The following is a 22,476-nucleotide window of genomic DNA, read 5'->3' as shown; positions in this document are numbered from 1 at the left end:
CCCCATGCGTATCGCGATTGTTGGATTGGGCAGCAGCGGAACGCTGGTGCTGCGCGCCATTGCCGACCGCCTGTCGGAAGGCAGCCCTGTCGAGATCCTGATGTTCGAGAACCAGAAGGAGCTCGGGGCGGGCGTGCCCTACGGCCGCGCGTTCAATGATGAGCGCTTCATCCTGAACATGCAGGCGTCGCTGCTGGGCGCCCATCCCGAGCGCCCGGATGAATTCATCGATTGGCTCTCGCATCGGTTTCCTGGCCGGGTCGACGCGACGGACTACGTGGAGCGGACGCATATGGGCGGGTATCTGGCGGACGTCCTCGAGGCGTCGCTCGCCAAACTGCGGGCACTGCGTATCCGCCATGAAGTCGTGCGCGATGAAATCGGCGACATGCAGGTCCGCGGGAACGAGTACCTGCTGTTCGGCGCGACGCAAACCTACACCGTCGACCGCGTCGTGCTCGCCATGGGGCATCTGCGCAAACGCGAGCGTGTGGCGGGCGGCCGGCGGTACATTGCCAATCCGTATCACGCCCTCGATGCGGTGCGCGCCATTCCGCCCGATGCGCGGGTTGGCATTGTCGGCAGCAAGCTGACCGCCGTCGACATCGCGCTGCTGCTGCACGAACAAGGGGTCCGCCAGGTTGCAATGTTCTCGGGCTCGGGCCGCCTTCCGCTCGTGCGCGGCAAGCGGCTCCCCGAGCATGAGCTGCCCGTGGCGCGCCCCCCGGCGGAGTCGTCGCTGCGCGCCTTCGTGCGCGCGATACGCGAGTATCTGGACGCCGCCGGCGCGAGCGCCGAATACGCGGGATTCGTCACGGAAAAAGACGAGGCCGCGCGGCTCGAGCGAGAACTCGAACAGGCAGGCGCACCGCGCCTCTGGCACGCGCTGCTCGACGAAACCAAGCATTTCATCGACGCGTATTGGCTGCGGCTGAGCCCATTCCACAAACGCCTCTTCCTGCGCAAGTACCAGGGCTTGTGGATGAGCTACCGCCATCCGATGCCGCCGTCGAACGCCAGAACAATCGCGAGGATGCTGCGCGAAGGCTCGCTGCGCATTCACGGCGGCTATCGAGGCGCAACGCCCGAGCCGGACGGCACCCTGACCGTGGCCATGCGCGACGCGCACGTCACCGTCGATTATTTGATCGATGCGAGCGGCACGCCGGCTGACGTGCGCGAGATCGATTCGCCGCTGCTGGACAACCTGCTGCGCAGCCGGATCGTGGCGCGCTGCGAGTTCGGCGGCATCGAATGCGATCCGGCGACCCATCGGATCCGGCCCTTGTCGAACGTCTATGTCATCGGCCAATTGAGCCGCGGACGCGTTTTCTACGTATCAGCGCTGGAGCGTCTCTCGATCCATGCCAAGGTCATTGCCGCCGACCTGACGCACTCGCTCGCCGCGAGCACGGAGGAACTGCGAGTCGAGGCCGCGGCCTGAGCGCGTACGGCAGCCTCGTCGCGAATCGCGCAGGCCGGCGCCTCCAGCCGGCTTGCCCACGTTTTCAACCCACCTGAAAGGACGATTCATGAGCCAAGAACAATGGAACGCCGTCGACAGCTATTTTTCCGGCGCACTGGTGCCCTCCGACGCGGCGCTCGACGCCACCTTGAAATCCAGCGAGGAGGCCGGCCTGCCCACCATCAACGTCGCGCCCAATCAAGGCAAGCTCCTGCACCTGTTCGCCAGGATCAAGAACGCCAGGCGGATTCTCGAAATCGGCACGCTGGGCGGATACAGCACCATCTGGCTCGCCAGGGCGCTACCGTCCGACGGCACGCTGATCTCCCTGGAGTCGAATGCCGAGTACGCCGAGCTGGCGCGCCGGAATATCGAATCGGCTGGCTTGTCGAAGGTCGTCTCGGTGGTCGTCGGGACCGCCGTGCAGAGCCTCGAGCGCCTCATCGAGGCCGAAACGGAGCCGTTCGATCTGGTGTTCATCGATGCGGACAAGGAAAGCAACCCTGCCTATCTGCAGCTTTCGCTCAAGTTGTCGCGCCCGGGCACCGTGATCATCGGCGACAACGTCGTCCGCAAGGGTCGCGTCGCCGACCCCGGCAATCACGATCCGGACGTCGTCGGCGTCCGGCAGTATTTCGAATTGCTCGGGGCGAACCCGCGCCTCGATACGACCGCCGTGCAGACGGTCGGCGCCAAAGGCTGGGACGGATTCTCCGTCACGGTCGTGTCCGCCTAGGGCCTGTTCACACCAATAACAGGCCCTGGGGCACTTCTTCCGTGCTCGTCTCAAAGACGCGCCTGCAGCGGCTCGCGCGACGGCGAGGACGGCTCCTGGTTGCGTCCCGCGAGCCAGACTTCGTGCTGCAGCCACTCCTTGAACTGGACGAGATGCGGCAGCGCGGTCTGCTCGGGGCGCGTCACGAGCCAATAGGACTGGTGGCCGTCGACGTGCACGTTGAGCACCTGCGTCAGCTGCCCGCTCGCGAGCTCGCGCGCCACCATGTTGCGATCCGCGATCGTGATGCCGAGGCCGTCGACCGCCGCGCGGATCGCGTGGTCGAGCAAGTCGAACTCGTAGCCGCCCCGCGTATCGACGCCCTCGATGCCCGCCGCCTTCAGCCAGTGCTGCCAGGTCAGGTAGCGCTGGTCGTCGCTCGCGAGCACATGCAGGAGCGTGAAGCGGTTCAGGTCGATGCTTTCCTCGTCCTGCCGCCGCACGAGGAGCGCCGGCGCGCAGACGGCGATATGCCGCTCGTGCATCAGGAGCACGTTGTCGAGCCCCTCCCACTCGCCGTTGCCGAAGCGGATCGCGCAGTCGAGCACGCTCGATTCGGCGAGGCTGTCCTGCGTGCGTGTCGTGAGGCTGATTTCGAGCTCCGGATGCTGCTCGCGCAGCCGGCCGAGGCGCGGCATCAGCCAGCGGCTCGTAAAGGTGGGCGGCGCATTCACGCGCAGGCGGTTGAAGTGCGTCTTCTCCTGGATGCTGCGCACCGTCAGCTCGATCTTGTCGAACGACTGCTGCAGCGCCTGCAGCAGCAGGCGGCCCGCGGCGGTCAGCTCGAGCCGGTGATGGCGGCGCTCGAGGAGCGTCTCCTCGAGCTGCTCTTCCAACTGCCGGACCTGGCGGCTGACTGCGCTTTGCGTCACGTTCAGCAGTTCGGCCGCACGCGTGAAGCTGCCGGTGCGGCCGGCCACCTCGAAGGCTTTGAGCGCGTTCAGCGCGGGCATTTTTCGTTTCAAGTCGCGGGCCCAATGACAAGGATCGGAAGGGTCACCGGCATGGCGAATATGCCGGATGACTCAAACGGGGCGCTCATTTTACGCCGCAGATCCACCCCCACATCGCGCCGAACCAGCCCACCGCGCAGAGGACGGAGGTCGCCGCGGCCAGTATCCATCGGTACGGACGCGAGAGGCGCGCGGCTTCGGGCAGCGCCTTCACGGCGAGCGCGATCAGCAAGCCGAGCACGAGCGGCAGCAGGAAGGCATTGACGACCTGCGCCGCGATATTGAGCCAGACGAGATCGGGCGCCCCCCAGACGAGCGCGGCGCTGCCGGCCACCGCCACCAGATAGACGCCGTAGAACCACGGCGCCTGCTGCGGCCGGTATTCGAGCGAGCGCCGGAAACCGGCGACCTCGCCGATCCCCCAGGCGAGCGCCAGCGACGCGACGATCGCCGCCACCATCGCCGCGCCGAGCACGCCGGCGCCGAACACGGCGCGCCCCCACTGCGCGCCGAGCACCGGTGCAAGCGCCGCGCCGATCTCGCCGACGCTGTCGAGCGAGCCGCGCATCCCGTTCGCGCCGTGCGCGCCGCCCAGCGTCGCCGCCGCGGCGACGAGCACCGCCCCCGTCAGCGCCTGCGTCAGCAGGGCGCCCGCGGCCGTATCCCAGCGCTCGGCCTGGCAGTCGGAGGGCGTCAGCCCTTTGTCGGCGACGGCCGCCTGCTGGTAGAACACCATCCACGGATTGAACACGGCGCCGATCAGCGCCGCTGTCAGATACAGGAACTCGCGGTTGCCGAGCGGCAGATCGGCGACATCGGCGGCGAACACACGCCAATCGGGATGCGTCGCCCAGGCGACCGCGAAGAATGCCAGCTCGAAGAGACCGATCGCGAGCGCGGTCCGCTCGATGCGCCGGTACGATCCGGTCGCGACGACAGCGAGAAGCGCAAGCGCGGCGGCAGGCAGCGTGAGCGAGCGCGACACGCCGAACATCTCGCCGATCCCCGCCACGGCCGTGAACTCGGTGACGAGCGTGCCGGCGGTCGCCACCGCGAGCCCCGCGACCGATAGCCACGCCCATCCGGCGCCGAAGTGCTCGCGTATCAGCTCGCCGTGCCCACGGCCGGTGTAGATGCCGAGCCGCACCGCCAGCTCCTGGACCATATAGAGGAACGGCGCCAGAAGCATGAGCAGCGGCAGCAGCCGATAGCCCCATTGCGCGCCGGCCTGCGCGGCCGTGACGACGTTGCCGGCGTCGGTGTCGGCCAGCATCACGAGGAGCCCGGGGCCCCACACGGCAATTGAGCGAAGCACGGGCAAACGTTTGGCGGCAAGCCGGAATTGATCCATTCAATCCTTCAATAGCTGATTTGAGAAAAGTCAAAGAATACCGCTTGCAGATTAGACTTACTTTTAAAGATAATGCCCGTCACGGCGATGAAACACGCCGACGTTCAAATAATCGCGAGGCATGCACGATCCGCATGAACTATCCAGTTTGCGTACCCGCGCAATCCCGCCGCGAGCCTCTTTGCCCGACTCCCGATTTTCAAATTTATTCATATCAAATAGCCCGCGCTATTTATTTCGCATCACCAAGCTTGTAAGAAAAGCGACACAAATCCTTCATCATCCACGCGAGACTTGCGCAGTAGCATGGCAAGTCTCGCGACCACGGAGCCGGCCATGCCAGACCTCTCCTATCCTCAGACGAGCTCGTTGACAGGACGCGGACGCAACATCAGTTTCGCCATCTTTTTACTAATCATCGCGGCCGGCGCCATCTACGTCGCCACCCACATCGCCACCGACCTGCAACCCGTCAAGCTAGGCTCCACGCTACCCTACCTGCTTCTCGCCGTCGCACTGCTCATCGCCCTCGGCTTCGAATTCGTCAACGGCTTTCACGACACGGCCAACGCCGTGGCAACCGTCATCTACACGCATTCACTCGAACCGCATCTCGCGGTGGTCTGGTCGGGCGCGTGGAATTTCCTTGGCGTGCTCGTCTCGTCCGGCGCCGTGGCGTTCGGCATCCTGCAGTTGCTGCCCGTAGAGCTGATCCTGCAGGTCGGCAGCGGCGCGGGCTTCGCGATGGTGTTCGCGCTCTTGATCGCCGCGATCATCTGGAACCTCGGCACGTGGTTCTTCGGCCTGCCGTCGTCGAGCTCGCATACGCTCGTCGGCTCGATCATCGGCGTCGGCCTGATGAATCAGCTGATTCACGGGCCGTCTGGCACGAGCGGCGTCGATTGGGGACAGGCGTCGGGCGTCGGCAAGGCGCTGCTGTTCTCGCCGATGGTCGGCTTCCTGCTCTCGGCGCTGCTGCTGCTCGTGCTCAAAGCGCTCGTGCGCGTGCCGAAGCTCTATCAGGAGCCGGTGAAGGACAAGCCGCCTCCCTTCTGGATTCGCGCGCTGTTGATCCTGACCTGCACGGGCGTGTCGTTCGCGCACGGCTCGAACGACGGCCAAAAGGGCATGGGTCTCATCATGCTGATCCTGATCGGCACGGTGCCGACCGCCTACGCGCTCAACAAGGCCGTGACGCCCGCGGAAACCGAGACCTTCATCGCCGTGGCGCAGCATGCGTCCGCGACGCTCGCCAAGTACACGAACGGCGCGCCGTCCGTCGCCGATCCGCGCGCCGAAGTCGAAAAGTACGTGCGCACGCGTCAGCTGGCCCCCGAAACGATGCCCGCGCTCAAGCAGGTCACCGACATCATCGGCGAGCAGGTCCATCAATCGGGCTCGATGGCCGCGGTGCCGCAAAACATCGTCGACAACGTCCGCAACAACATGTACGTCACGTCGGAAGCGATCCGGCTGATCGAGAAGTCGAAGGCCGTCGCGTTCGCACCGGACGACAAGAAGGCCATCGACAACTACAGGAGCCAGATCGACCACGCCACGAAGTTCATCCCGACCTGGGTGAAGGTGGCCGTCGCGATCGCGCTCGGCCTCGGCACGATGGTCGGCTGGAAGCGCATCGTCGTGACCGTCGGCGAGAAGATCGGCAAGCAGCACCTGACCTACGGGCAAGGCGCCTCCGCCGAAGCGGTGGCGATGGCGACGATCGGCATGGCCGACGCCTGGGGCCTGCCGGTCTCGACCACGCACGTGCTCGCCTCCGGCGTCGCCGGCACGATGGCGGCCAACGGCTCCGGCCTGCAATGGAGCACCGTGCGCAGCCTCGTGCTCGCGTGGGTGCTGACGCTGCCGGCGTCAATCGCGCTCTCTGGCGCGCTTTACTGGGTGTTCCGGCAGTTGTTCTGATCTGACGGGCTTGCTGAAAAACGAACCGGCCGTCCCCTAGCGGGACGGCCGGTTCGTTTTTGGCGCTTCAATACTTCAATACTTCAATGCTTCAATAGATCTCCGGCACGATCATCTCGCCCGGCACCGGCTGACGCAGGTAATCGGGATGATGCACGCGGGCGGGCAGCTTCACCGTCGGATGCTCGACGTCGGTGTACGGCACTTGGCTCAGCAGGTGGTGCATGCAGTTCAGGCGAGCGCGCTTCTTGTCGACGGCCTGCACGACCCACCACGGCGCCTCGGGAATATGCGAGCGCTGCAGCATCACTTCCTTCACCGCCGTGTAATCCTCCCAGCGGCGCCGGCTTTCGAGGTCCATCGGGCTCAGCTTCCATTGCTTGAGCGGATCGAGGATGCGGCTCTGGAAGCGCACTTCCTGCTCTTCGTCGGTGATCGAGAACCAGTACTTGATGATCTGGATGCCGCTTCGCACCAGCATCTTCTCGAACTCCGGAACCGAGCGGAAGAACTCTTCATACTCGGCATCGGTGCAGAAGTTCATCACGCGCTCGACGCCCGCGCGGTTGTACCAGCTGCGGTCGAACAGCACGATTTCGCCGCCTGCCGGCAGGTGCGCGACGTAGCGCTGGAAGTACCACTGCGTGCGCTCGCGGTTGTTCGGCGCGGGCAGCGCGGCGACGCGGCAGACGCGCGGATTCAGGCGCTGCGTGATGCGCTTGATCGCGCCGCCCTTGCCCGCGGCGTCCCGCCCTTCGAAGATCACGACGAGCCGGTGGCCGGTGCTCACCACCCAGTCCTGCAGCTTCACGAGCTCGCCCTGCATGCGGAACAGCTCGCGGAAGTAGACCTTGCGCGCATGCCGCGCTTCCAGGGAGAACACCCCCTCGCCGTCGAGACTGCGATCGTCGACCTCCATCTCGAGCTCTTCGTCGTAGGCGTCGATCAGGTCCTCTTCGAAACGGCGCTGGCGTTCTTCGTTGAGCGCGTCGGCGCTGGCTTCCTTCTCGTTCATCGCTTCTCTCCTCTACGGCAAATGAATGGCGCAATCGCTGATTATCGAAGTTCACAGTGTCAACCGTATTACTTTTGTTCGTGGATCAGCAAGGTCTGCTTACATCGGCGACGGGGGCTGGTTCAAAGGCTTCGCAAGGCTCAGCTCGTGCCCGTCCGGATCGACGATGTGGAAATAGCGCTCGCCCCAGGGCGCGTCCGACGGCGCGAATTCGGGCGTCAAGCCCGCGGCCAGCGCCTTGCGGTACATCGCGTCGACGTCCGATACGTAGACGATCGTGCGTCCCCAGCCGGGGCGCGGCCCGCCCCGCGATCCCGCCTCCGCGCTCAGGTTCAGGAACGACGACCCGAACTCGAATGATGTAAACGGCGCCTGCGGCCCGCCATATTTGCGTTGAAAACCGAGCGCTTCATAAAAGCGCACGGCAGCCGCCATGTCGCGCGTCACGAGCGTGATGGCGCTCAGGCGTCCGATGACGGGCTCGGGCGGCGCAGGGGGCGGATTCGTTACCATCGCAGCGTTTGTCGTCAAGTGTCGTGGAACAAAACGAGTTCGTCACGGGGGCGGCGCGGCTTGCGTGCGCCGCCTGTCATCCACAGATTCTAGTGCTCGCGATCCGGCGCTGAACCCTTCCCACCACCAGGCAGCCCTCGGCGAGCCGGCCGCGGCTTTCGGTCCACGTCTTGAAAATGCGCCGGCCGCCCCGCATTTGCGGGCCTCATCCCCTCAGGAGCGTCAGCATGGGACGCCGTCCGCAATTCATCGACGACCTGGCACGCAGGCCGTCAGGCGCCGCCGAGCCCGCGCCCATCGACAGCGACGACGCGCTGCTCGACGCCTACTCCCGCACCGTGATCGGCGCGCTCGCCCGCGTGCAGCCGGCGGTCGCCTATGTGGCCGTCGAACGGCGTGCGCCCGGTGGCGGCTCGCCGCAGAGCGCGCCTCGCGGCGGCACCGGCTCCGGCTTCCTCTTCACGCCCGACGGCTACATGCTGACCAACAGCCACGTGATCCACGGCGCGGCCCGGATCGGCGTGACGCTCGCAGACGGCTCGCAATACGCGGCGAGCGTCGTCGGCGACGATCCGAATACCGATCTCGCCGTGCTGCGCGTGGGCTCCGCAGAAGCGTTGCCGCACGTCGAGCTGGGCGAATCGGGGCGGCTGCGCGTCGGGCAGATTGCGATCGCGGTCGGCAATCCTCTGGGCCTCACGCAGACGGTGACGACGGGAGTCGTCTCGGCGCTGGGCCGCTCGCTGCGCTCGTATTCCGGGCGGATGATCTACGACGTGATCCAGACCGACGCCGCGCTCAACCCCGGGAATTCCGGCGGCCCGCTCGTCAATTCGGCGGGACAGGTGATCGGCGTGAATACGGCGATCATTCCCGGCGCGCAGGCGCTGTCGTTCGCGACCGCGATCGATACCGCGAAGTGGGTCGTCATGCAGCTCTTCGCGCACGGGCGGGTGCGGCGCGCGTATATCGGCATCGCCGGGACGACGACGCCGATTCCGCGCAAGGTACAGCGCTTCTTCGAGCTGCCGGCGCCGACCGGCGTGCAGGTGATGGAGATCGTGAGCGGCAGCCCGGCTGCGCTCGCCGGGCTGCGGGCGGGCGATACGCTGGTGGCGATCGACTCGGTCGCCGTCGACGGGATCGACGGGTTGCAGCGGGCGCTCGATGTGTCGCGGATCGGGAAGACGGTCGAGCTCGCTGTGGTGAGAGGCACGCAAAAGCTGGTGATGAAGGTGGTGCCGAGCGAGCATGCTGGCTGACGGGCACCGGGGTCGCGCTTCACGCTCACGCAATTAACATCAACTCCCCGGCCGCTCCCTGGCCACATCCGACGGCAGCACGAGCTCGTTCGCGACCAGCTCCAGCTTGAGCGGATCGTCGGCCGAGAGCGCCTTCTTCTCGATCACCCTGCGCCAGGGCTTGTCCTGCACCGGATCGCGAAAGAACGCGACGACCGCCACGTATCGCGCATCGGCCTGGATCGGCTGCGTCACGCTCACCGCGCCGCCCGGCGTGACGCGCACGCCTTTCATGTCGAGCAGATCCTGCGCGAGCAAAACGCGGTCGTTCTTCAAAAGATCGTCGTAAGAAGCACTGTCAAACGTCTTGCGGTCCTTCAACTGATAAACGCGCACAACAACCGACGTCGGCCGCTGCGCCTCGTCAGGATTCAGCGATGCGCGCGCATTCAAATCGACATCGAGCACCTTGACCTGCTTATGGAACACTGCGTGATACGCACTCGCCGTGCCGTCCGACACGCTTTGCCAAGCGCCGCACGCCGACAGAACGAGACCCGACGCAATGGCGGCAACAACAGAGGTCATTCGCATACAAAACTCCATATTTCACATACCGTGTGCAGCATTCAAATCCGCACGCGCCCGGGATATCGTTTTCGGAAAAGCCTCGTAACGCCCGATCGGAATCGTCAGCGTGCGGCCTGGCGCGGGTTTCAACACGCTGGTCCAGCCGAGGCGGCTCGCGTGGGCGTGCGCGGTTTCGCCCGCGTCGCCCGGCCGCGCGCGCGTGGCGCCCAGTTCGAGCAGCGGCGCCAGCTCCGACGGCACGTCCATGCGCAACATCACATCGGCCTTGACGCCCACGTAGATGCGCAGGAATGCCATCAAGTCGCGATGGAGCGGCGCATCGGGCAGCAAGCCGTTCACGTGATCCGCGCTCGACGCACGCAACGTGACGCGCACCGCCTTGCTTCGATACGCGATGCGCCGGCCCAGCACATAGTCGCTGCCAAGACCGCGCGGCGCGCGCTCGCCGTCGCCGGTCGCGCGTCCCCGCGAGCCCAGCCCCTTCGGTTCGGAGACCTTGATCCGCATCGGATGAAATTCGTCGACCTTGACGTCCACGCCCGGCACCGCCAAAGCGACAACGCCGGCCAATCCCTCGGCCGTGCGCGTGCGCTGATTCAACAGGCCGGCGATGGCCAGCACGCGCGAGTCCGGCAGGCCGGCGCGCGCCGCCTTGTCGCCGATGCCGAAGCCCGCGAGACACAGCAGATCGCGCGACCGCTCATCGGTGCCGCCCGCGCGAAACCCCACCGGATACCGATACTTCTTCCACCCGCGATAGAGCAGCGTGACCACGCGGTGATTGAACTGGTCGAGAAACGCCATCACCGCGTCGTGGCCTTCGCGGCGCAGGACGATGTCGTCGATCAGGTGCGAAGGCATCGCCGCGTTCACGCCGTAGAGACCGAGGAAGGTCGTGCGCACCGTCGGCGGCGCGCAGGGACGTTCGTCATCGAATTCGACCGCCGCCACTTCGCTCGCGGGAAACCCCGTCTTCGAATGAGGCCTGAATCTCACCGGCTCGTGCGCCGCCGAATCGAGCGTGCCGAAGCCCGCGCGCCCGGGCGCCTGCAATTCCAGCAACTGACAGAGCTGAAAGAAGTTCATGTGCGGCGCGCGCGCGAGCAGCGCGCCGACGAGCGGCTCCAGATCGGGAATATCGTGTGCGTTCATAGCGGCGCGCGTCCTGTCTTGCTCTTGGGCCATTCGATTCGCTGCCCCGTCGGCAAGCTGACGATCGCCAGCTTCGTGAACAGGTTCAACTCCGCATAGAGCGCGAAGAAGCGGTGCAGCAGTTCGCCGAACAGATAGACGTCGCCCTCGCCCGCGAACGCGTGGCTGTCGAGCGTGACCTCGATCAGCACGCCCCGCTCGACCGCGCCGCCCGATATCTGTTCGAGCAATTCCTGCCCGACGTGCCGGATGCCCGCGAGACGCCGGCGGTTCAGCTCATCGTCCGTCCAGTCGTAGAGCGCCAGCGCGCCGCGCAGCACCTCGGCATCCAGCAGCGACAGAAAGTTCGGCGCGAGATGCGAGAGCACGCGCCATTGAAAGCGGTCGTCGAGCGGCGGATAGACGGGCAGCGTCGGCGCGCACAGGTTCGTCACGCGCGCGATGCTCGGCGCGCTCGACACCAGCGTATCGATGCTCGCTTCGCGCAAGCCCTTGCGCGGCAGCATGCCGTTGGTGCCGGTCACGCGCAGCGACAGCGTTTCCTCGGGCAAGTCCTCGAGCGATTCCCAGGCGTGGCCGCCGAGGATCAGCCAGGTGTCGTAGAGCCCCGTCACGCCCTGCCGCACGCGCGTATGGAAGTAACGTTCGGGCGCCTCGTGGCGCATCATCCCGCCGCGATGCTTGAAGGTCGAGAACGGCACGTATTCATGGCGGCCGGCCGAGGCGTGATCGAACGATTCGGCCGCATCGACCGAATAGGCTTCGACGTGCGCGCCGTGATGGTCCTCCGCGGTGACGCGGTACTCCGTGTCGTGGTGATCGACGTGGGTCGACTTGGCGTCGAGCTTGAACAGGTTGATGACCGGCGTGCAGAAGAGGCGCACGTTCTCGGCGGTAAAGCGCAGGTCCTGCGGGTAGCTTTGCGCGAGCAGCAGCTCGAGATCGAACTGCCGCGCGTTTGGCGGCAGCTTGCCGATGTCGAGACCGCATAGATCGACGAACAGGAATTTCTCGCGGAACGTGAAGTATTCGAGCAGCAACTGATAGCCGGAGAACGCTGCGTCTGCCTTCGGCCACAAGCGCTCGTCGGCCGCAAAGCCAGCCGGTTCGGCATGCACGCCGGCAAGCTCGACCGCCTCGCCGTCGCGCACTTCGGGAATGCGCCACGCAACCGCTTGAACGTGCCGTGTCAACGCGAGATGAAGCGCGAAGGCGACCGGCAAGTCGGCGTTCAGGTAGAGCCGGATGCGCGACAAGTCGACCGATTCGCGCTGCGCCGAGCCTTCGATCTCGAAGCGCAGGCGGATCACCGAGCGGCCGTCGTGGCGCACCGACGGCTCGGCCAGCGTGAGCCTGATCGGGTTCAGCGCGACCGCTTGCGTCGTGCGGTACTGGCATTGCACGCCGGCTGCCGCATCCGGCGCGCCGGAGGACCCGAGCGCGATCGTGCCCGTGCGCACCTGCAAGCCGGCCGGGATCGTTTCGGCTTGCTGAAGCAGCTCGGGCTTGGGCTGCAGCTCCACGATCGATAGCGATGGAATCATGCGCAAGTAGTGCGGCCAGAGCAGGCTCACGAGCCCTTCGGTCAGCTCGGGCAGCTCGTCGTCGAGCTTCTGGCGCAGGCGCGCCGTGAGGAACGCGAAGCCTTCGTAAAGGCGCTCGACGTACGGGTCGCGATCGCCGACGCGATCGAGATTGAGCATCCGGGCGCGATCCGGATGCGCTTGCGCAAACTCCTTGCCGGCTTCGCGCAGATAGCGCATCTCGGCTTCGTAGTAGCGGAGGATGGAGTCGTCCATGGCGGGGTCCTGTTCAAGCAAGCGCGACGGCGCGCGCCGGATCGAGCACGGTCAGCTCGCCTTGCAGTTGTTCGATGCGCCGATAGAGCGCGGCTTTGTCGGTGTCCTTGTGCGTGAGGCTCGCTTTGAGCACGCGCAGCAGATGATGCTTGACCTCGAACGTCAGCGAAGGCTCCCAGCCCGGCAGATCGAAGCCCTTGGCCGCGACGTCGAGTTCGGCGAGCAGGTGCCGCGCGGTATCGGTCTTGCCGGCATGGTCGGCGATGCGCGCCATCAGCCAGCGCTGCAAATAGCGCTGCCGTTCGGAGCGCATGCCGGGCAGGCTCGCGAGCCACGCGAACGCGGCGTCGAGACCTTGGCTCGCGAGCAGATCGCGTGCTTGCGCTTCCATTTCCCGCCAATCGCTGCTGGCGCCGTCGTCGCTCCCGGCCGAAACCGGAAGCGGCGTCAGCGCTTCGCCCGCTTCCAGGTCGCGCACCACGGCGTGACGCGCGATCCATTCGAGCGCCGCGTCGTCGGCAAACGGCGTGCCGTCGCCGAACGCAAGGCGCTCGACGCCCGGCAGTCGTTCGAGCAAGAGCGCGAGATCGGTGCGCAGCTGATCGCGCCATGTCGTGTACGGCTCGCCCGCATGATCGAGCGCGATGTGCAGGAAATGCTGCAAGTCGAACCAGAGATGATTCGCGCCTTCCATGAACGCGCCTTCGATGCGCTCCAGCAACTCGTGCCATTGCTTCTGCAGCACGAGCCGCTTGAACTGCTGGCGCAGCTCGGCGCGCGGTGCGACGAGGCGCGTGCGCCCTTGAATATCGGCGGGCGGAACTTCGTGAATCGTGTCCCAGCGCACACAGCGCACGAGCCGCGCAGACGGCAGATAGCCGTTCTCCTGCGCACGCAGGTATTGGGCGATCGCGCGGGTTTGCTCGAGCACGTCGCGGGCCGACGATACCGCTTGCCCGCCCGCGGCAGGCGGATTCGACGCCGACGGCATCGCGACACCCGATGCCGCGAGCACCGGCGTCCCGTCGCTCCCGAAGCGCGACACGAGCGGCTGAAGATTCGGCCGTGCCGCCTCGGGCCACTGGCTCGTGCGTGCGATCAGCAGATTCAACGCGGCCATCGCGCGTTCGAGATCGGCGGACGAAAAAGCATCGTGACGGTCGAGCTGATCGAGCATGCGCGCCGTCGCGAACCATTCGAGCGCGCCTTTTTTCGCTTCGGCGCGCGAGGGCAGCAGCGCCTGGCCAAAGCGCTCGACGAGCGCCGCGGCCAGCTCGAGCCCGTCGGCAAAGCCCGCGGCCCCGTCCTGCCGCAAGCGCGCGAACGCGTAGTAGCCCGCGAGGCGCAAGTCCTTGCCGACTTCCTTGAGCAACTGCTCGCACGAGCGGACGATCAACGCATCGTCGATATCGGAGAGCTTGGTGACTTCGTCCTTGATGGTGAAAAAGGCGTCTTCGTAGCCGGGGTCGCGGCCTGCGCCTTGGGTGTCGTTGACCGATGACGTGCCGCCCGGAAAAGGCTGCAGCCAATCGGACCAGGTGTTGATGCGCGCCAACGCAAGCTCGTCGGGATTGCGCGCACCGAACAGATTCTTGATGAACTTTGCGAACATGGTTCTTCGTTTTAGTTGTAGTCAGGCAAGCCGTTGGACGGCAGCGGGGTTTGCGCATGCCGAGCCGATTCGAGCATCGCGGCGGGCAATGGCGGCGGGCTCGACGCGCTCGCACCCGTGCGCTTGGCCGCGCCGCGCGAGACGATGAAGATCTGCGGCGGCAACGTGAAGTGGCGCAACGTGAGCGCTTCGAGCGGACCACCGCCTGCTTCGCTGCGCAACTGCACCTGCAGCGGCAATCCCGTGCTTTGATCCGGCATCCACTTGAGCTGATAGCGCGCGTTGTCCTGCTGCGCGACATCCGCTTTTTCGAGCAACCGGATCAAGCCGAAGCGCCCTTCGAAATCGAACGATGAGCGCAGCCCGCTTTCCTGCGACTGCCATTCGACATGCGCGTTGTTCTCCAGCGCTTCGCCCGGCCACAGGAACGGCGTCCACTCCTGCTTCTGGTTGAAGTAGTGCAGCTCGCGGCCCGACAGCTTGAATGTCATCTCCGTGATGCCCGGCGTAGGCGCCGCACGCAACTCGTAGCGCACGTGCGCATCGCCCGACGGAAACAGCACGTTCGATACGCGCGCAAGCCGGTTCAGCGAGGCGAGGAACGCCGGGTCGACGGTCAGCGCATTGCGGCCCGCGCCTTGCACGAGCGCCCAGCGATCGCCCTGACGCTCGACGACGCCCGCCAATTGCGTCGACACGAACTGCGCGATCACGCCGTTGTCCGCGCGCAGGAAGCGCGTCAGCTCGGCGATGGAGGCGTCATTGTCCGAATCGGCGAACGGATAGCGCCCGCCGAACGCCTTGTTCCAGTCGGCGACGATCGCCGTGCGCCATGTGTCGTTCAGGCTTGCCGCGGCCGGTTGCAGCACGACGTCCCAGGTCTGGTCGAGCGGACGCTGGAACAGCGCGTCGCCAAAGCCGCTCCACCGCTCGCCGAGACTCGCCGCGACGCGGCTCGCGTAGTCGCGGCTGTCGGCGATATCGGAGGTCTTGCCTTGCAGCACCGCTTGCGCGGCGATGCGCGACATCGCGTCCGGGTCGGGGTTGGAAACCATCTGCTGCACTTTCAAGCGCATCGCAGTGACGCGTTCGAGGTAGCGCGCGAGGCTCAGGTCGCCGGTTGCGGCTTGCTGCGCCGCGTTTTTTCCGTCTGTCGGCGCGGCCAGCGTCAGGTCGCTGCCCGCGAGACGCAGGATCGGACCGAACGCCGCCGCGAGCGGAGCCTGCGGCAGTTGGGCTTGTTTCGATGGGTCTTTCTCGTCGGCGCCGACCAGCTTCTGTGCTTTGTTGATCAGCGTATCCGAGAGCGATTGCACCGATGCGCCCGTGCCCGCTTGATAGACGATGGCGTTCATCAGCGCGACGAGCGGCGAGCGCTGCGAGTCGCCGAGCAGCGAGAGCTGGTCGACGGTGCCCGAGAGCGTCGTCGCGCTCTGCCAGCGCAGGCTGTTGAGGAACTGCTCCCAGGCGCGCGCGTAGTCGGCGAAGTAGCGCCGGCGCAACTCGTCTTTCAGGGTCGACGGTTCGGCATCCGTGCCTGGCTTCGCGTCCGAGAGTACCCAGTCGCCTGCGACGGCGTGCTGCTCGCTTGCGTCGTCGATGGCCTTCGAGATCCGATCGTCCCAGGCTGCACGCGTGAACACGCCGGGCACCGTCGCTGTCGTGTTGAAGAGGCCACGGCTCGTCGTGCTGCCGAGCAGCGTCGCGAGCGACACCGGCGGGTACTTCGGTTGCGCTTCATCGATGATTTGCTGGTAGATCGCGTCCGTCGAGTTCTGGATGCCGCGTACGCCGATGATCGATTCGCGCGTCGCGGCGACCAACGGGCCGTCGAGCACGATCGCCTGCGACGAGCCGCTTGCCGTCGGCCGCTGGTTCAGATGAGACGCGTAGAACGCGAGCAGGCGCTGGCGCAGGTCTTCCCAGGCGCCCGGCGAGAGCGAAGCGTTCTGCGGACGCGCGGGCATCGCGGCCGCGATCAGTTGCGGGGTCAGGAACGCCGTGTTCGCGCGCGCCGGGTAGGCGAGCATCAGGTAGGTTTTGAGCGTGTCGTAGGCTGCTTGCACCTGCGCGTTGCCGCCGCTGGCGATCTCCGCGTCCGGGAGCGAGGCGAGCTGGCGCATTTTTTCTTCGAGCTTCTGCTTGATCGGCGCGGCAAGGATGCGGACCGCGGCGTGCTCGTAGCCGGGCCAGAGCGCCGCGATCAAAGCGGCGTCGCGGTTCAGGCCGAAGCGGGTCGTCCACGGCGCGCCGGCGCGCTGGTGGGTTTCGAGCGTGTCGATCTGCTTTTGCAGACTGTCGAGCGCGAGTGCCGATTGCGTGCGGTCTTGTGTGGTGGAGAGCTTGTCGAGCGTGTCCTCGGCGGATTGGATCGTTGCGCGGTTCGTCGCGCCGGAGAGCAGCATGCCTGCGGTCCATACGCCGATCGCTGCCGTTGCGGTCCACGCGGCGGCCGTCGATAGCGATACGCCGACGCGGCGGCCGTGCACCGTGCGGCTGTGGTCCGCAATCGTTTGCCACGTGGTGCGTTGTTGGGGCTGTGGCTGGGTTGACTCGTTGTCGTCGTTGGGACCATTCGCAGCGGCTGGCGGGGCAAGTTCGCGCTCCTTGAAGAGCGGGGCGAACAGGAGTCCATGCACGGCTTGACGCCAATAGCGCGATTGGCTGGTTTGTGTCACCAGATCCGAGAGCGCTTCGTGCAACCGCGAGATGTGCTGCGACAGCTCGGCGGGGTAGCGGTCCTTGCCGTCTTTTGCGAGACGTGCGACGCCTTCGTCTGCGAGATTGAAGGTGAGGTTGGAGAGCGTCGCCTCGAATGTTTCGGGCTGGATGCGCGGTTCCTGCCATGTGAAGCCGATCGGTTCGTCCGGCGTGGAAGATTCGTCGCCGAAGTCGGTGACGTTCAGCACATACGCAGGCGCGGACCAGCGCAGCGCGCGGGCGTGGCGGGCTAGGCGCTGGGAGATATCGTCGGTGTCGAACGACGGAGCTTTGGCCGACGTGCGGTTGCGCGTTACCGCGACGATCGCGTCGATTGGGCGGCGGCGGCGCATGCGGCGGATTTGGTCGAGCCAGGCGGTGTCGAGGGTGTCGCGGGTTTGGTTGGCGTGCAGCAGGACCGTGCCGCCCGTGATGGCGTAACCGGTTTCGGCGAGGCCGGGGGCCAGGCGTTTGACCAGCGGGTCGTCGCCGGCGACGAGGATCCAGCGGTCGCGGTAGCGCCAGAAGCGGCCGTGGCGGGTTTGGAGGCGTTGGCGTAGGCGCAACGCATCCGTTTCGGGTGTGTGCGTTTCCTCAACCGGCTCAGTAGATTCGTGCTTATCCTTCCGCCGTCGATCAAAAAAACGCGCGACGCGTGAGTCGGCTACAAATTCACGAACACCGAGCTCGTAGAGCGCCGCCAGGAACATGCAGGCTAACCAAGCAGCAACCAGTACAGCAGCCATGAATTTCCGGTTGTTTGCAAACCATCCATGCGGAGGCTCTTCATTCGACATCCACATCCAAAGGCCGGTAAAAAGCGCAGCAAGCGCGAGCCCCAGAAAGATCAGCACTTTTGCCGAAGCGTTCTCGTTCAATTCTTCTTTCGACATATCATCGCGACCACGTCGCCGTCTTGTTGATCCAAAATGAGTTGCGCACCCGCGTTTTCCTTCGCGCGCGCGGCGGCAAGTGCGAGAGCAAGCCACGGAGCAGCAACCCCTACGTCGCCGATAGTTCGCGCCAGTTCTACGACCGGTGCGTCGTTCACGGAACTCTCGAGGTTCTTGAATGCTTGTGCCAGCGGTTCTTGCAAACCGGTATCCCACAGCGTGTCGATATTGCCGTCCGAGCAATGCCCCCAACGCAACGCATTGGCAATTCCCTCATCGAGCGTTGCGGCCTCGCTTCTAATAGGACGATGTGCGCAGATGGTTAACGTCTGGTCGGGTAAGTCGCCAGACGCTTGGCCCAGAAGCACTGCTACGCCAGCCTCGGCCTCGCCTGCTTGCATGCCGCCGCTGATCGCGCCTCTCAGTTGCACCGCAATCACAAGATGCACTGGCATTTGCAGCCTCTTGTCGAGCCAATCGTCAATCGAGTAAAGCGACATCGTTCGAATAAGTTGCACGCTTACCGGCAACTTCAGCCCGAGCGTCGTCCACGCGCGTGCGATCGTCATCTTGGTAGCTTCTGCAGTCAAAACGGAATCGATGCTTAGCCATATCTTGCTTGCGTTCGGATTTGTGCTCCCCCTGAGACGCGCTTTGAGAGGCTTGACGAGTTCGACTAGCAGCCACTCGAGAATGATTTCTTGCCTCCACGCTTCGTCCGCGTGATTTCCCTGAAAGAATGCTTTGTCAGGAATCACTAGTCCGCGTGGCTCCTCTGGAGTATCGGCAGGCTCCCTGGCGGTCATCGCGTCTTTGAGCTTGTTCTTCTCGGCATCCCCGGAAAAGCACCATGATTGCCCTATCACCGCCATTGGCACACTTGCGTCGCCGTGCAAGCGCTTCTCCTTGCGATCAATCGCCTCGTTGTCAGCCAAAGCGTTACGCCGGCGATGTGCACTTACAAATCGCCAGCCGGAATAGAGCACTAGCCACACAAGCGACGGCATCACGAAGGCGCGAATCCAGAACCACGGAGATTGCGTAGAGCGTCCGGCAGGCCAAGTCGCAATGCTGATAGCTACGATAAGAACCAGTGCTATTAGCCAGGGCACGACTGCCGTTCGCTCATTAGGAACGGTTGTACGTGCAGGCAGCGCGTCGAAGTCGATAGGCATCAGCGAATCCCTGCGGGTCCCGACAATACGATCAAAACGCAATCGCAACGCGTGCAATGGCCCGCCAGCGTGGGCAGGACATAGCCATCCATTGCTTGCTCACTTCCGCCAATAATCCTCTCTTGCATATCCTCCAACCCATCGAAGCAATTGCACCAAAATCGAAACCGTTATTACCAGCTCTTATAGAAATTCATTCTCGCGACACAAACATTACGTTCCCCCTAAGTTTTTCTCGGGTTAACGCACAGTTCGCGTCAACGTATCGAGCCCAGTTCGGATTTTTTCCATCCGGAGTGTCATTGATCAATTTATCGATTACTCACCTCTGATCTCCGCCCTCGTAATAACGGGCAACAAAAGTTAAAGCACGATAGAATCCCGTCATATCAGACGAGGCATCAATGTAGCCAAGTTCCCTAGTTCTTTCCGCGGTAACTGATTCAAGACATGCCCATTTTTCCACGGCAGCCTCCGCTCCTGGATTGGTTGCATCAAATGCAGCCTCGCAATACCTATCTTTGTAAACGACCCAATATCTCTGCGCAGACCTGAGATTTTCCCTATCAACACCGTCAAACTTCCCAATTAATCCTCGATATTTTTCGTTGAGATCTTTATCAGCCAACTGGAAATTTGACCTTGCGCACGACTCGATTTCACTCGTTACCTGACTATCGCATACCATTTTCGAAAAAACGCTTCCAGAAAATATCAAAATACCAGTCACAGCCACGATTTTTTTCGCACAAGTCACCTCCAACAGTTACACGCCATTCCCTTTTCAAACAGATCCGCCTCATTGTCACGACGTATGAGCAACCCTTTTTGAGAAGCCGGATCCCACAGAACCTTCATTTCCCTAATCTGAAACGGGATATCTGCTACCTTAGCTTCATTGATATCCTTTCGAATCTCCCTCATTTGGAGACGCATTTTTTGCCCAGGCTTGTCTACCAAACCCGGTCCCCGATTTACAATTAAGCTCAACAGTGCACCCTGGCTGTGCGGATGTAGCTTGGCAACCCCGGGAAATGCATCAACAGTATATTGAGCATATCTTTTCTTCATGACTACCGCCAACTGAAGGGCTTGATCCTTGGTTATTTCGATACCCATTAGGCTCGGCAGCATTTCCCGCGCTTTATCGCCACGCTTTCCTGATGCCGTTTGCAATCTAGCAATACAAAAGTCGCCACAGACAAGCTAGTTAGCAAGCCACAAATAAAAGCGCCCTCAAATTCCATAAACATAGATTGACGCCTCCCGAAAATGATATGGAGTTTTTTCGGCGCCTAGCGAATCCATGCGCTGCATATGAACGCACTTTTCTGAATTATGCTAGTAGATGCAGCCAACTATTTATTTGGCAAGAGAAAAGGCTCAACCATTTCCACCTCACATTGTTGCTTGGAGATAGTGATACCACTTTTCTCAACCACAACCCCTTGCCAAACATTGTCGCCATATTTAACAATATACCGATACTCACCACGCTCAAACACCCCCAATTCATGACTATCGAAAATACGTTGGGACATCGTTTTTGAAAGTGAAAGCTCAACATTTCGATCACGGCCAATGCGATACTGGATAACATCTTCACCCTCTCGATTACTAGCACAAACAGCAAGCGTCTTCTTTCCAATTTTACAAACAAAAATATCGAATTGATTCTCATCACACAAACTAATTTGATTACCGACAAACCGACGCCTAATCAAGTTCGCAAGCGATGAATCTACTGTTTTGTTAAGAACCATTGAAAAATCAATTAGAAAAAGAGCATCTACTCTTCGAATTTTCCCCATCAATTCAGGGATAGAAAAAAACAAAAAAGCGCCATCAAAAGATTGAGACGAGCTTGAACCGACAAGGTCACCCCTATGCACCAAAATTGAATCGAATAAACTATCGAGCTCTCTTGCGCTAGCAGCTTTAGTCCATTTCGGAGAAATCGCCACCGCATCAACGAATCTCCCATTATCCAAACTCGATTCGGCACCGCCTATAGCGATCAATCCGCTTTCAGTTGGGCGAAGATAAATCACCCTATAAATTCCATTCATCCCCCCAATTTTTTCGGAGACTACTAGCAGCCCAAATGGAGCTTTCCGGATAATAGGTGGTGCATACACCTCAAAAGAGTAAACTTTTGGCTTCGATTTTTTTCCAATATCGTAAATTAAATTCACCTCCCCCCATATTCCATCTGGATTTGGAAGTTTCTCAGCAGCACGGACCGCGACATGATATTCCTTTCCCAAATTGGTGAAGCCAACCAATTCTTCAGAAAAGGCAACCCCTCCTCCAAATGCAGTTAACAAAATTAAAAAAACAAATAGAATAGCTTGACTAATAAATTTCATCACCTAACCCAACCAATATCGCACAACTCATAGAGACGACAAGATACCTTCGACTTCCGCAATCTTTCTTGCATTTTTTTATGCCATCCCGATTTACTCAAAGCGCTTTCCGAAAATATGAAATTCTTCAATTTGACGTTGACAGCGCTATGGCATTGATCAAGCTTCACAAGGGAAGCCATTTTTATCAAAAGTAAGTTTCGCTCCTTCACATGGCGGTATCCTCCATTAACTGCCATCGTCACCTTGAGAAAATCACTTTGCTCAGACATGGGATTGATGTCTCCCCACGCGCTCCCATGCCGCCAATACCAACAAGCGGAATCAACTGTAAGCTCAACACTATGACTCACGATATCTGGGTCAGCGTCAATTCTCTTGTTACCAATTGCATCGCCATATTCAGAGTATTTGTCTACATGAGTTAGCTGAATCAAGCCTCGCCCGTGATAGCTCCATCCGCCACGATACTCATCCCATCCACGCGGAATCGACCCATCGGAATTTCGATATTCTTCGTTTGTCTTAATTTGATCGCACTCGTGGGCAAGTTGAGATAGAAAATGAGCTTTATGGAGGCATCTCGTAATCCCATATTTCTCCATCTTCTCATTCAATATTTTCAAAAAATCAACAATCGGATAACCTCGAACACCTGCGTAATATGCCTCACAAAAAGCACCTTTCCGAAGAACATCGTCGTGAACAATTGCCTGTAGCTGCTCTAATGTGAGTGGTTTTCCACATGAGCATCCACCAACCATGAGATTTCCCACCATCGCGACGGGATGAATATGAAACACATCCGGACTCGCCGGAAACTCCCCCTTCACCGCGTTGCGCACCTCATCCCACCACACCAGCTTCTTGACCCGCTCGATCTCCGCATCGTGATACGGCTCCTTCGCCACGCGCCGCAGCACCTGCTCGAAGAAACTCAAATACTCGC

General features: G+C 62.3%; 18 protein-coding genes. 4 read left to right on the top strand and 14 right to left on the bottom strand.

All coding sequences use genetic code 11. The annotated features are described in order from the left end of the window. Positions 1 to 4 precede the first annotated feature (4 nt). Complete coding sequence (locus FAZ69_RS31365; protein WP_136899086.1) at positions 5 to 1,444, top strand: FAD/NAD(P)-binding protein; 1,440 nt, start codon at positions 5 to 7, stop codon at positions 1,442 to 1,444. An 88-nt stretch (positions 1,445 to 1,532) separates the two neighbouring features. Further along, on the top strand, positions 1,533 to 2,201 hold the full coding sequence (locus FAZ69_RS31360) for an O-methyltransferase (RefSeq protein WP_136899084.1): 669 nt from the start codon (positions 1,533 to 1,535) through the stop codon (positions 2,199 to 2,201). Positions 2,202 to 2,251: 50 nt separating this feature from the next. Here the strand turns inward: FAZ69_RS31360 and FAZ69_RS31355 are convergent, their stop codons facing one another. Together FAZ69_RS31355 and FAZ69_RS31350 are read right to left on the bottom strand one after the other, a co-directional pair. Beyond that, the gene (locus FAZ69_RS31355) at positions 2,252 to 3,193 is read right to left on the bottom strand and encodes a LysR substrate-binding domain-containing protein (protein ID WP_136899082.1); all 942 of its coding nucleotides are present in this window, start codon (positions 3,191 to 3,193) and stop codon (positions 2,252 to 2,254) included. An 85-nt stretch (positions 3,194 to 3,278) separates the two neighbouring features. After that, on the bottom strand, positions 3,279 to 4,544 hold the full coding sequence (locus FAZ69_RS31350) for an NRAMP family divalent metal transporter (protein WP_136899080.1): 1,266 nt from the start codon (positions 4,542 to 4,544) through the stop codon (positions 3,279 to 3,281). A 336-nt stretch (positions 4,545 to 4,880) separates the two neighbouring features. On the opposite strand from FAZ69_RS31350, the gene FAZ69_RS31345 reads away from it, so the two are divergent. Continuing rightward, positions 4,881 to 6,467 carry an inorganic phosphate transporter gene (locus FAZ69_RS31345; protein ID WP_136899079.1) on the top strand — a complete coding sequence of 529 codons (1,587 nt, stop codon included), beginning with the start codon at positions 4,881 to 4,883 and terminating at the stop codon, positions 6,465 to 6,467. A gap of 91 nt (positions 6,468 to 6,558) precedes the next feature. Here the strand turns inward: FAZ69_RS31345 and ppk2 are convergent, their stop codons facing one another. Then, positions 6,559 to 7,482, bottom strand: a complete 924-nt coding sequence (gene ppk2, locus FAZ69_RS31340; protein ID WP_136899077.1) for a polyphosphate kinase 2 — start codon at positions 7,480 to 7,482, stop codon at positions 6,559 to 6,561. 99 nt (positions 7,483 to 7,581) lie between these two features. Further along, positions 7,582 to 7,995, bottom strand: a complete 414-nt coding sequence (locus FAZ69_RS31335) for a VOC family protein (protein WP_136899075.1) — start codon at positions 7,993 to 7,995, stop codon at positions 7,582 to 7,584. Between the two features lie 227 nt (positions 7,996 to 8,222). Between FAZ69_RS31335 and FAZ69_RS31330 the strand changes: the two genes are divergently transcribed. Further along, on the top strand, positions 8,223 to 9,257 hold the full coding sequence (locus FAZ69_RS31330; RefSeq protein WP_136899073.1) for a S1C family serine protease: 1,035 nt from the start codon (positions 8,223 to 8,225) through the stop codon (positions 9,255 to 9,257). Positions 9,258 to 9,296: 39 nt separating this feature from the next. Here FAZ69_RS31330 and tssJ read toward each other — a convergent pair whose 3' ends face one another. The 10 genes from tssJ to FAZ69_RS31280 form a co-directional block, all read right to left on the bottom strand. Next, positions 9,297 to 9,830: a type VI secretion system lipoprotein TssJ gene (tssJ, locus tag FAZ69_RS31325; RefSeq protein WP_136899071.1), complete on the bottom strand. Its 534-nt coding sequence runs from the start codon at positions 9,828 to 9,830 to the stop codon at positions 9,297 to 9,299. Positions 9,831 to 9,845: 15 nt separating this feature from the next. Continuing rightward, positions 9,846 to 10,979 (bottom strand): type VI secretion system baseplate subunit TssG, encoded by a 1,134-nt coding sequence (gene tssG / locus FAZ69_RS31320; RefSeq protein ID WP_136899069.1) that lies wholly within the window; start codon positions 10,977 to 10,979, stop codon positions 9,846 to 9,848. Continuing rightward, the gene (gene tssF, locus FAZ69_RS31315) at positions 10,976 to 12,778 is read right to left on the bottom strand and encodes a type VI secretion system baseplate subunit TssF (RefSeq protein WP_136899067.1); all 1,803 of its coding nucleotides are present in this window, start codon (positions 12,776 to 12,778) and stop codon (positions 10,976 to 10,978) included. Before tssF ends, tssG begins: the two co-directional genes overlap by 4 nt. 13 nt (positions 12,779 to 12,791) lie before the next feature. Further along, entirely contained in the window at positions 12,792 to 14,390 is a 1,599-nt protein-coding gene (tssA, locus tag FAZ69_RS31310; RefSeq protein ID WP_136899065.1) for a type VI secretion system protein TssA, read from the bottom strand. A gap of 11 nt (positions 14,391 to 14,401) precedes the next feature. After that, positions 14,402 to 17,983, bottom strand: a complete 3,582-nt coding sequence (locus tag FAZ69_RS31305; protein WP_136899063.1) for an ImcF-related family protein — start codon at positions 17,981 to 17,983, stop codon at positions 14,402 to 14,404. After that, positions 17,965 to 19,158 carry a KPHS_23130 family T6SS system protein gene (locus tag FAZ69_RS31300; RefSeq protein ID WP_136899061.1) on the bottom strand — a complete coding sequence of 398 codons (1,194 nt, stop codon included), beginning with the start codon at positions 19,156 to 19,158 and terminating at the stop codon, positions 17,965 to 17,967. Before FAZ69_RS31300 ends, FAZ69_RS31305 begins: the two co-directional genes overlap by 19 nt. Positions 19,159 to 19,480: 322 nt before the next feature. Next, a complete protein-coding gene (locus FAZ69_RS31295) occupies positions 19,481 to 19,894 on the bottom strand; it encodes a lysozyme inhibitor LprI family protein (RefSeq protein ID WP_136899059.1) in 414 nt (137 codons plus the stop codon). A 17-nt stretch (positions 19,895 to 19,911) separates the two neighbouring features. Continuing rightward, positions 19,912 to 20,292: a hypothetical protein gene (locus FAZ69_RS31290; protein WP_136899057.1), complete on the bottom strand. Its 381-nt coding sequence runs from the start codon at positions 20,290 to 20,292 to the stop codon at positions 19,912 to 19,914. Between the two features lie 224 nt (positions 20,293 to 20,516). Continuing rightward, on the bottom strand, positions 20,517 to 21,527 hold the full coding sequence (locus FAZ69_RS31285; RefSeq protein ID WP_136899055.1) for a hypothetical protein: 1,011 nt from the start codon (positions 21,525 to 21,527) through the stop codon (positions 20,517 to 20,519). After that, positions 21,527 to 22,476: glycoside hydrolase family 19 protein (locus FAZ69_RS31280; protein ID WP_304571750.1), on the bottom strand; the 950-nt coding region annotated here is incomplete at its 5' end. The genes FAZ69_RS31285 and FAZ69_RS31280, both read right to left, overlap by 1 nt.

The organism is Trinickia terrae (assembly GCF_005144415.1).
Taxonomy (GTDB): Bacteria; Pseudomonadota; Gammaproteobacteria; order Burkholderiales; family Burkholderiaceae; genus Trinickia_A; species Trinickia_A terrae.
The sequence above is the reverse complement of the archived record's forward strand: the minus strand, read 5'-3'. Positions and strand labels throughout refer to the sequence as shown.

What these genes read in the sequence shown, in the direction of transcription:
- FAZ69_RS31300 (WP_136899061.1), bottom strand. Translation starts at nt 19,158, where the DNA reads ATGCCTATCGACTTCGACGCGCTGCCTGCACGTACAACCGTTCCTAAT.
- FAZ69_RS31330 (WP_136899073.1), top strand. Translation starts at nt 8,223, where the DNA reads ATGGGACGCCGTCCGCAATTCATCGACGACCTGGCACGCAGGCCGTCA.
- tssG (WP_136899069.1), bottom strand. Translation starts at nt 10,979, where the DNA reads ATGAACGCACACGATATTCCCGATCTGGAGCCGCTCGTCGGCGCGCTG.
- FAZ69_RS31290 (WP_136899057.1), bottom strand. Translation starts at nt 20,292, where the DNA reads ATGCTGCCGAGCCTAATGGGTATCGAAATAACCAAGGATCAAGCCCTT.
- FAZ69_RS31350 (WP_136899080.1), bottom strand. Translation starts at nt 4,544, where the DNA reads ATGGATCAATTCCGGCTTGCCGCCAAACGTTTGCCCGTGCTTCGCTCA.
- ppk2 (WP_136899077.1), bottom strand. Translation starts at nt 7,482, where the DNA reads ATGAACGAGAAGGAAGCCAGCGCCGACGCGCTCAACGAAGAACGCCAG.
- FAZ69_RS31345 (WP_136899079.1), top strand. Translation starts at nt 4,881, where the DNA reads ATGCCAGACCTCTCCTATCCTCAGACGAGCTCGTTGACAGGACGCGGA.
- FAZ69_RS31305 (WP_136899063.1), bottom strand. Translation starts at nt 17,983, where the DNA reads ATGTCGAAAGAAGAATTGAACGAGAACGCTTCGGCAAAAGTGCTGATC.
- FAZ69_RS31335 (WP_136899075.1), bottom strand. Translation starts at nt 7,995, where the DNA reads ATGGTAACGAATCCGCCCCCTGCGCCGCCCGAGCCCGTCATCGGACGC.
- tssJ (WP_136899071.1), bottom strand. Translation starts at nt 9,830, where the DNA reads ATGCGAATGACCTCTGTTGTTGCCGCCATTGCGTCGGGTCTCGTTCTG.
- tssA (WP_136899065.1), bottom strand. Translation starts at nt 14,390, where the DNA reads ATGTTCGCAAAGTTCATCAAGAATCTGTTCGGTGCGCGCAATCCCGAC.
- FAZ69_RS31360 (WP_136899084.1), top strand. Translation starts at nt 1,533, where the DNA reads ATGAGCCAAGAACAATGGAACGCCGTCGACAGCTATTTTTCCGGCGCA.
- FAZ69_RS31285 (WP_136899055.1), bottom strand. Translation starts at nt 21,527, where the DNA reads ATGAAATTTATTAGTCAAGCTATTCTATTTGTTTTTTTAATTTTGTTA.
- FAZ69_RS31365 (WP_136899086.1), top strand. Translation starts at nt 5, where the DNA reads ATGCGTATCGCGATTGTTGGATTGGGCAGCAGCGGAACGCTGGTGCTG.
- FAZ69_RS31355 (WP_136899082.1), bottom strand. Translation starts at nt 3,193, where the DNA reads ATGCCCGCGCTGAACGCGCTCAAAGCCTTCGAGGTGGCCGGCCGCACC.
- tssF (WP_136899067.1), bottom strand. Translation starts at nt 12,778, where the DNA reads ATGGACGACTCCATCCTCCGCTACTACGAAGCCGAGATGCGCTATCTG.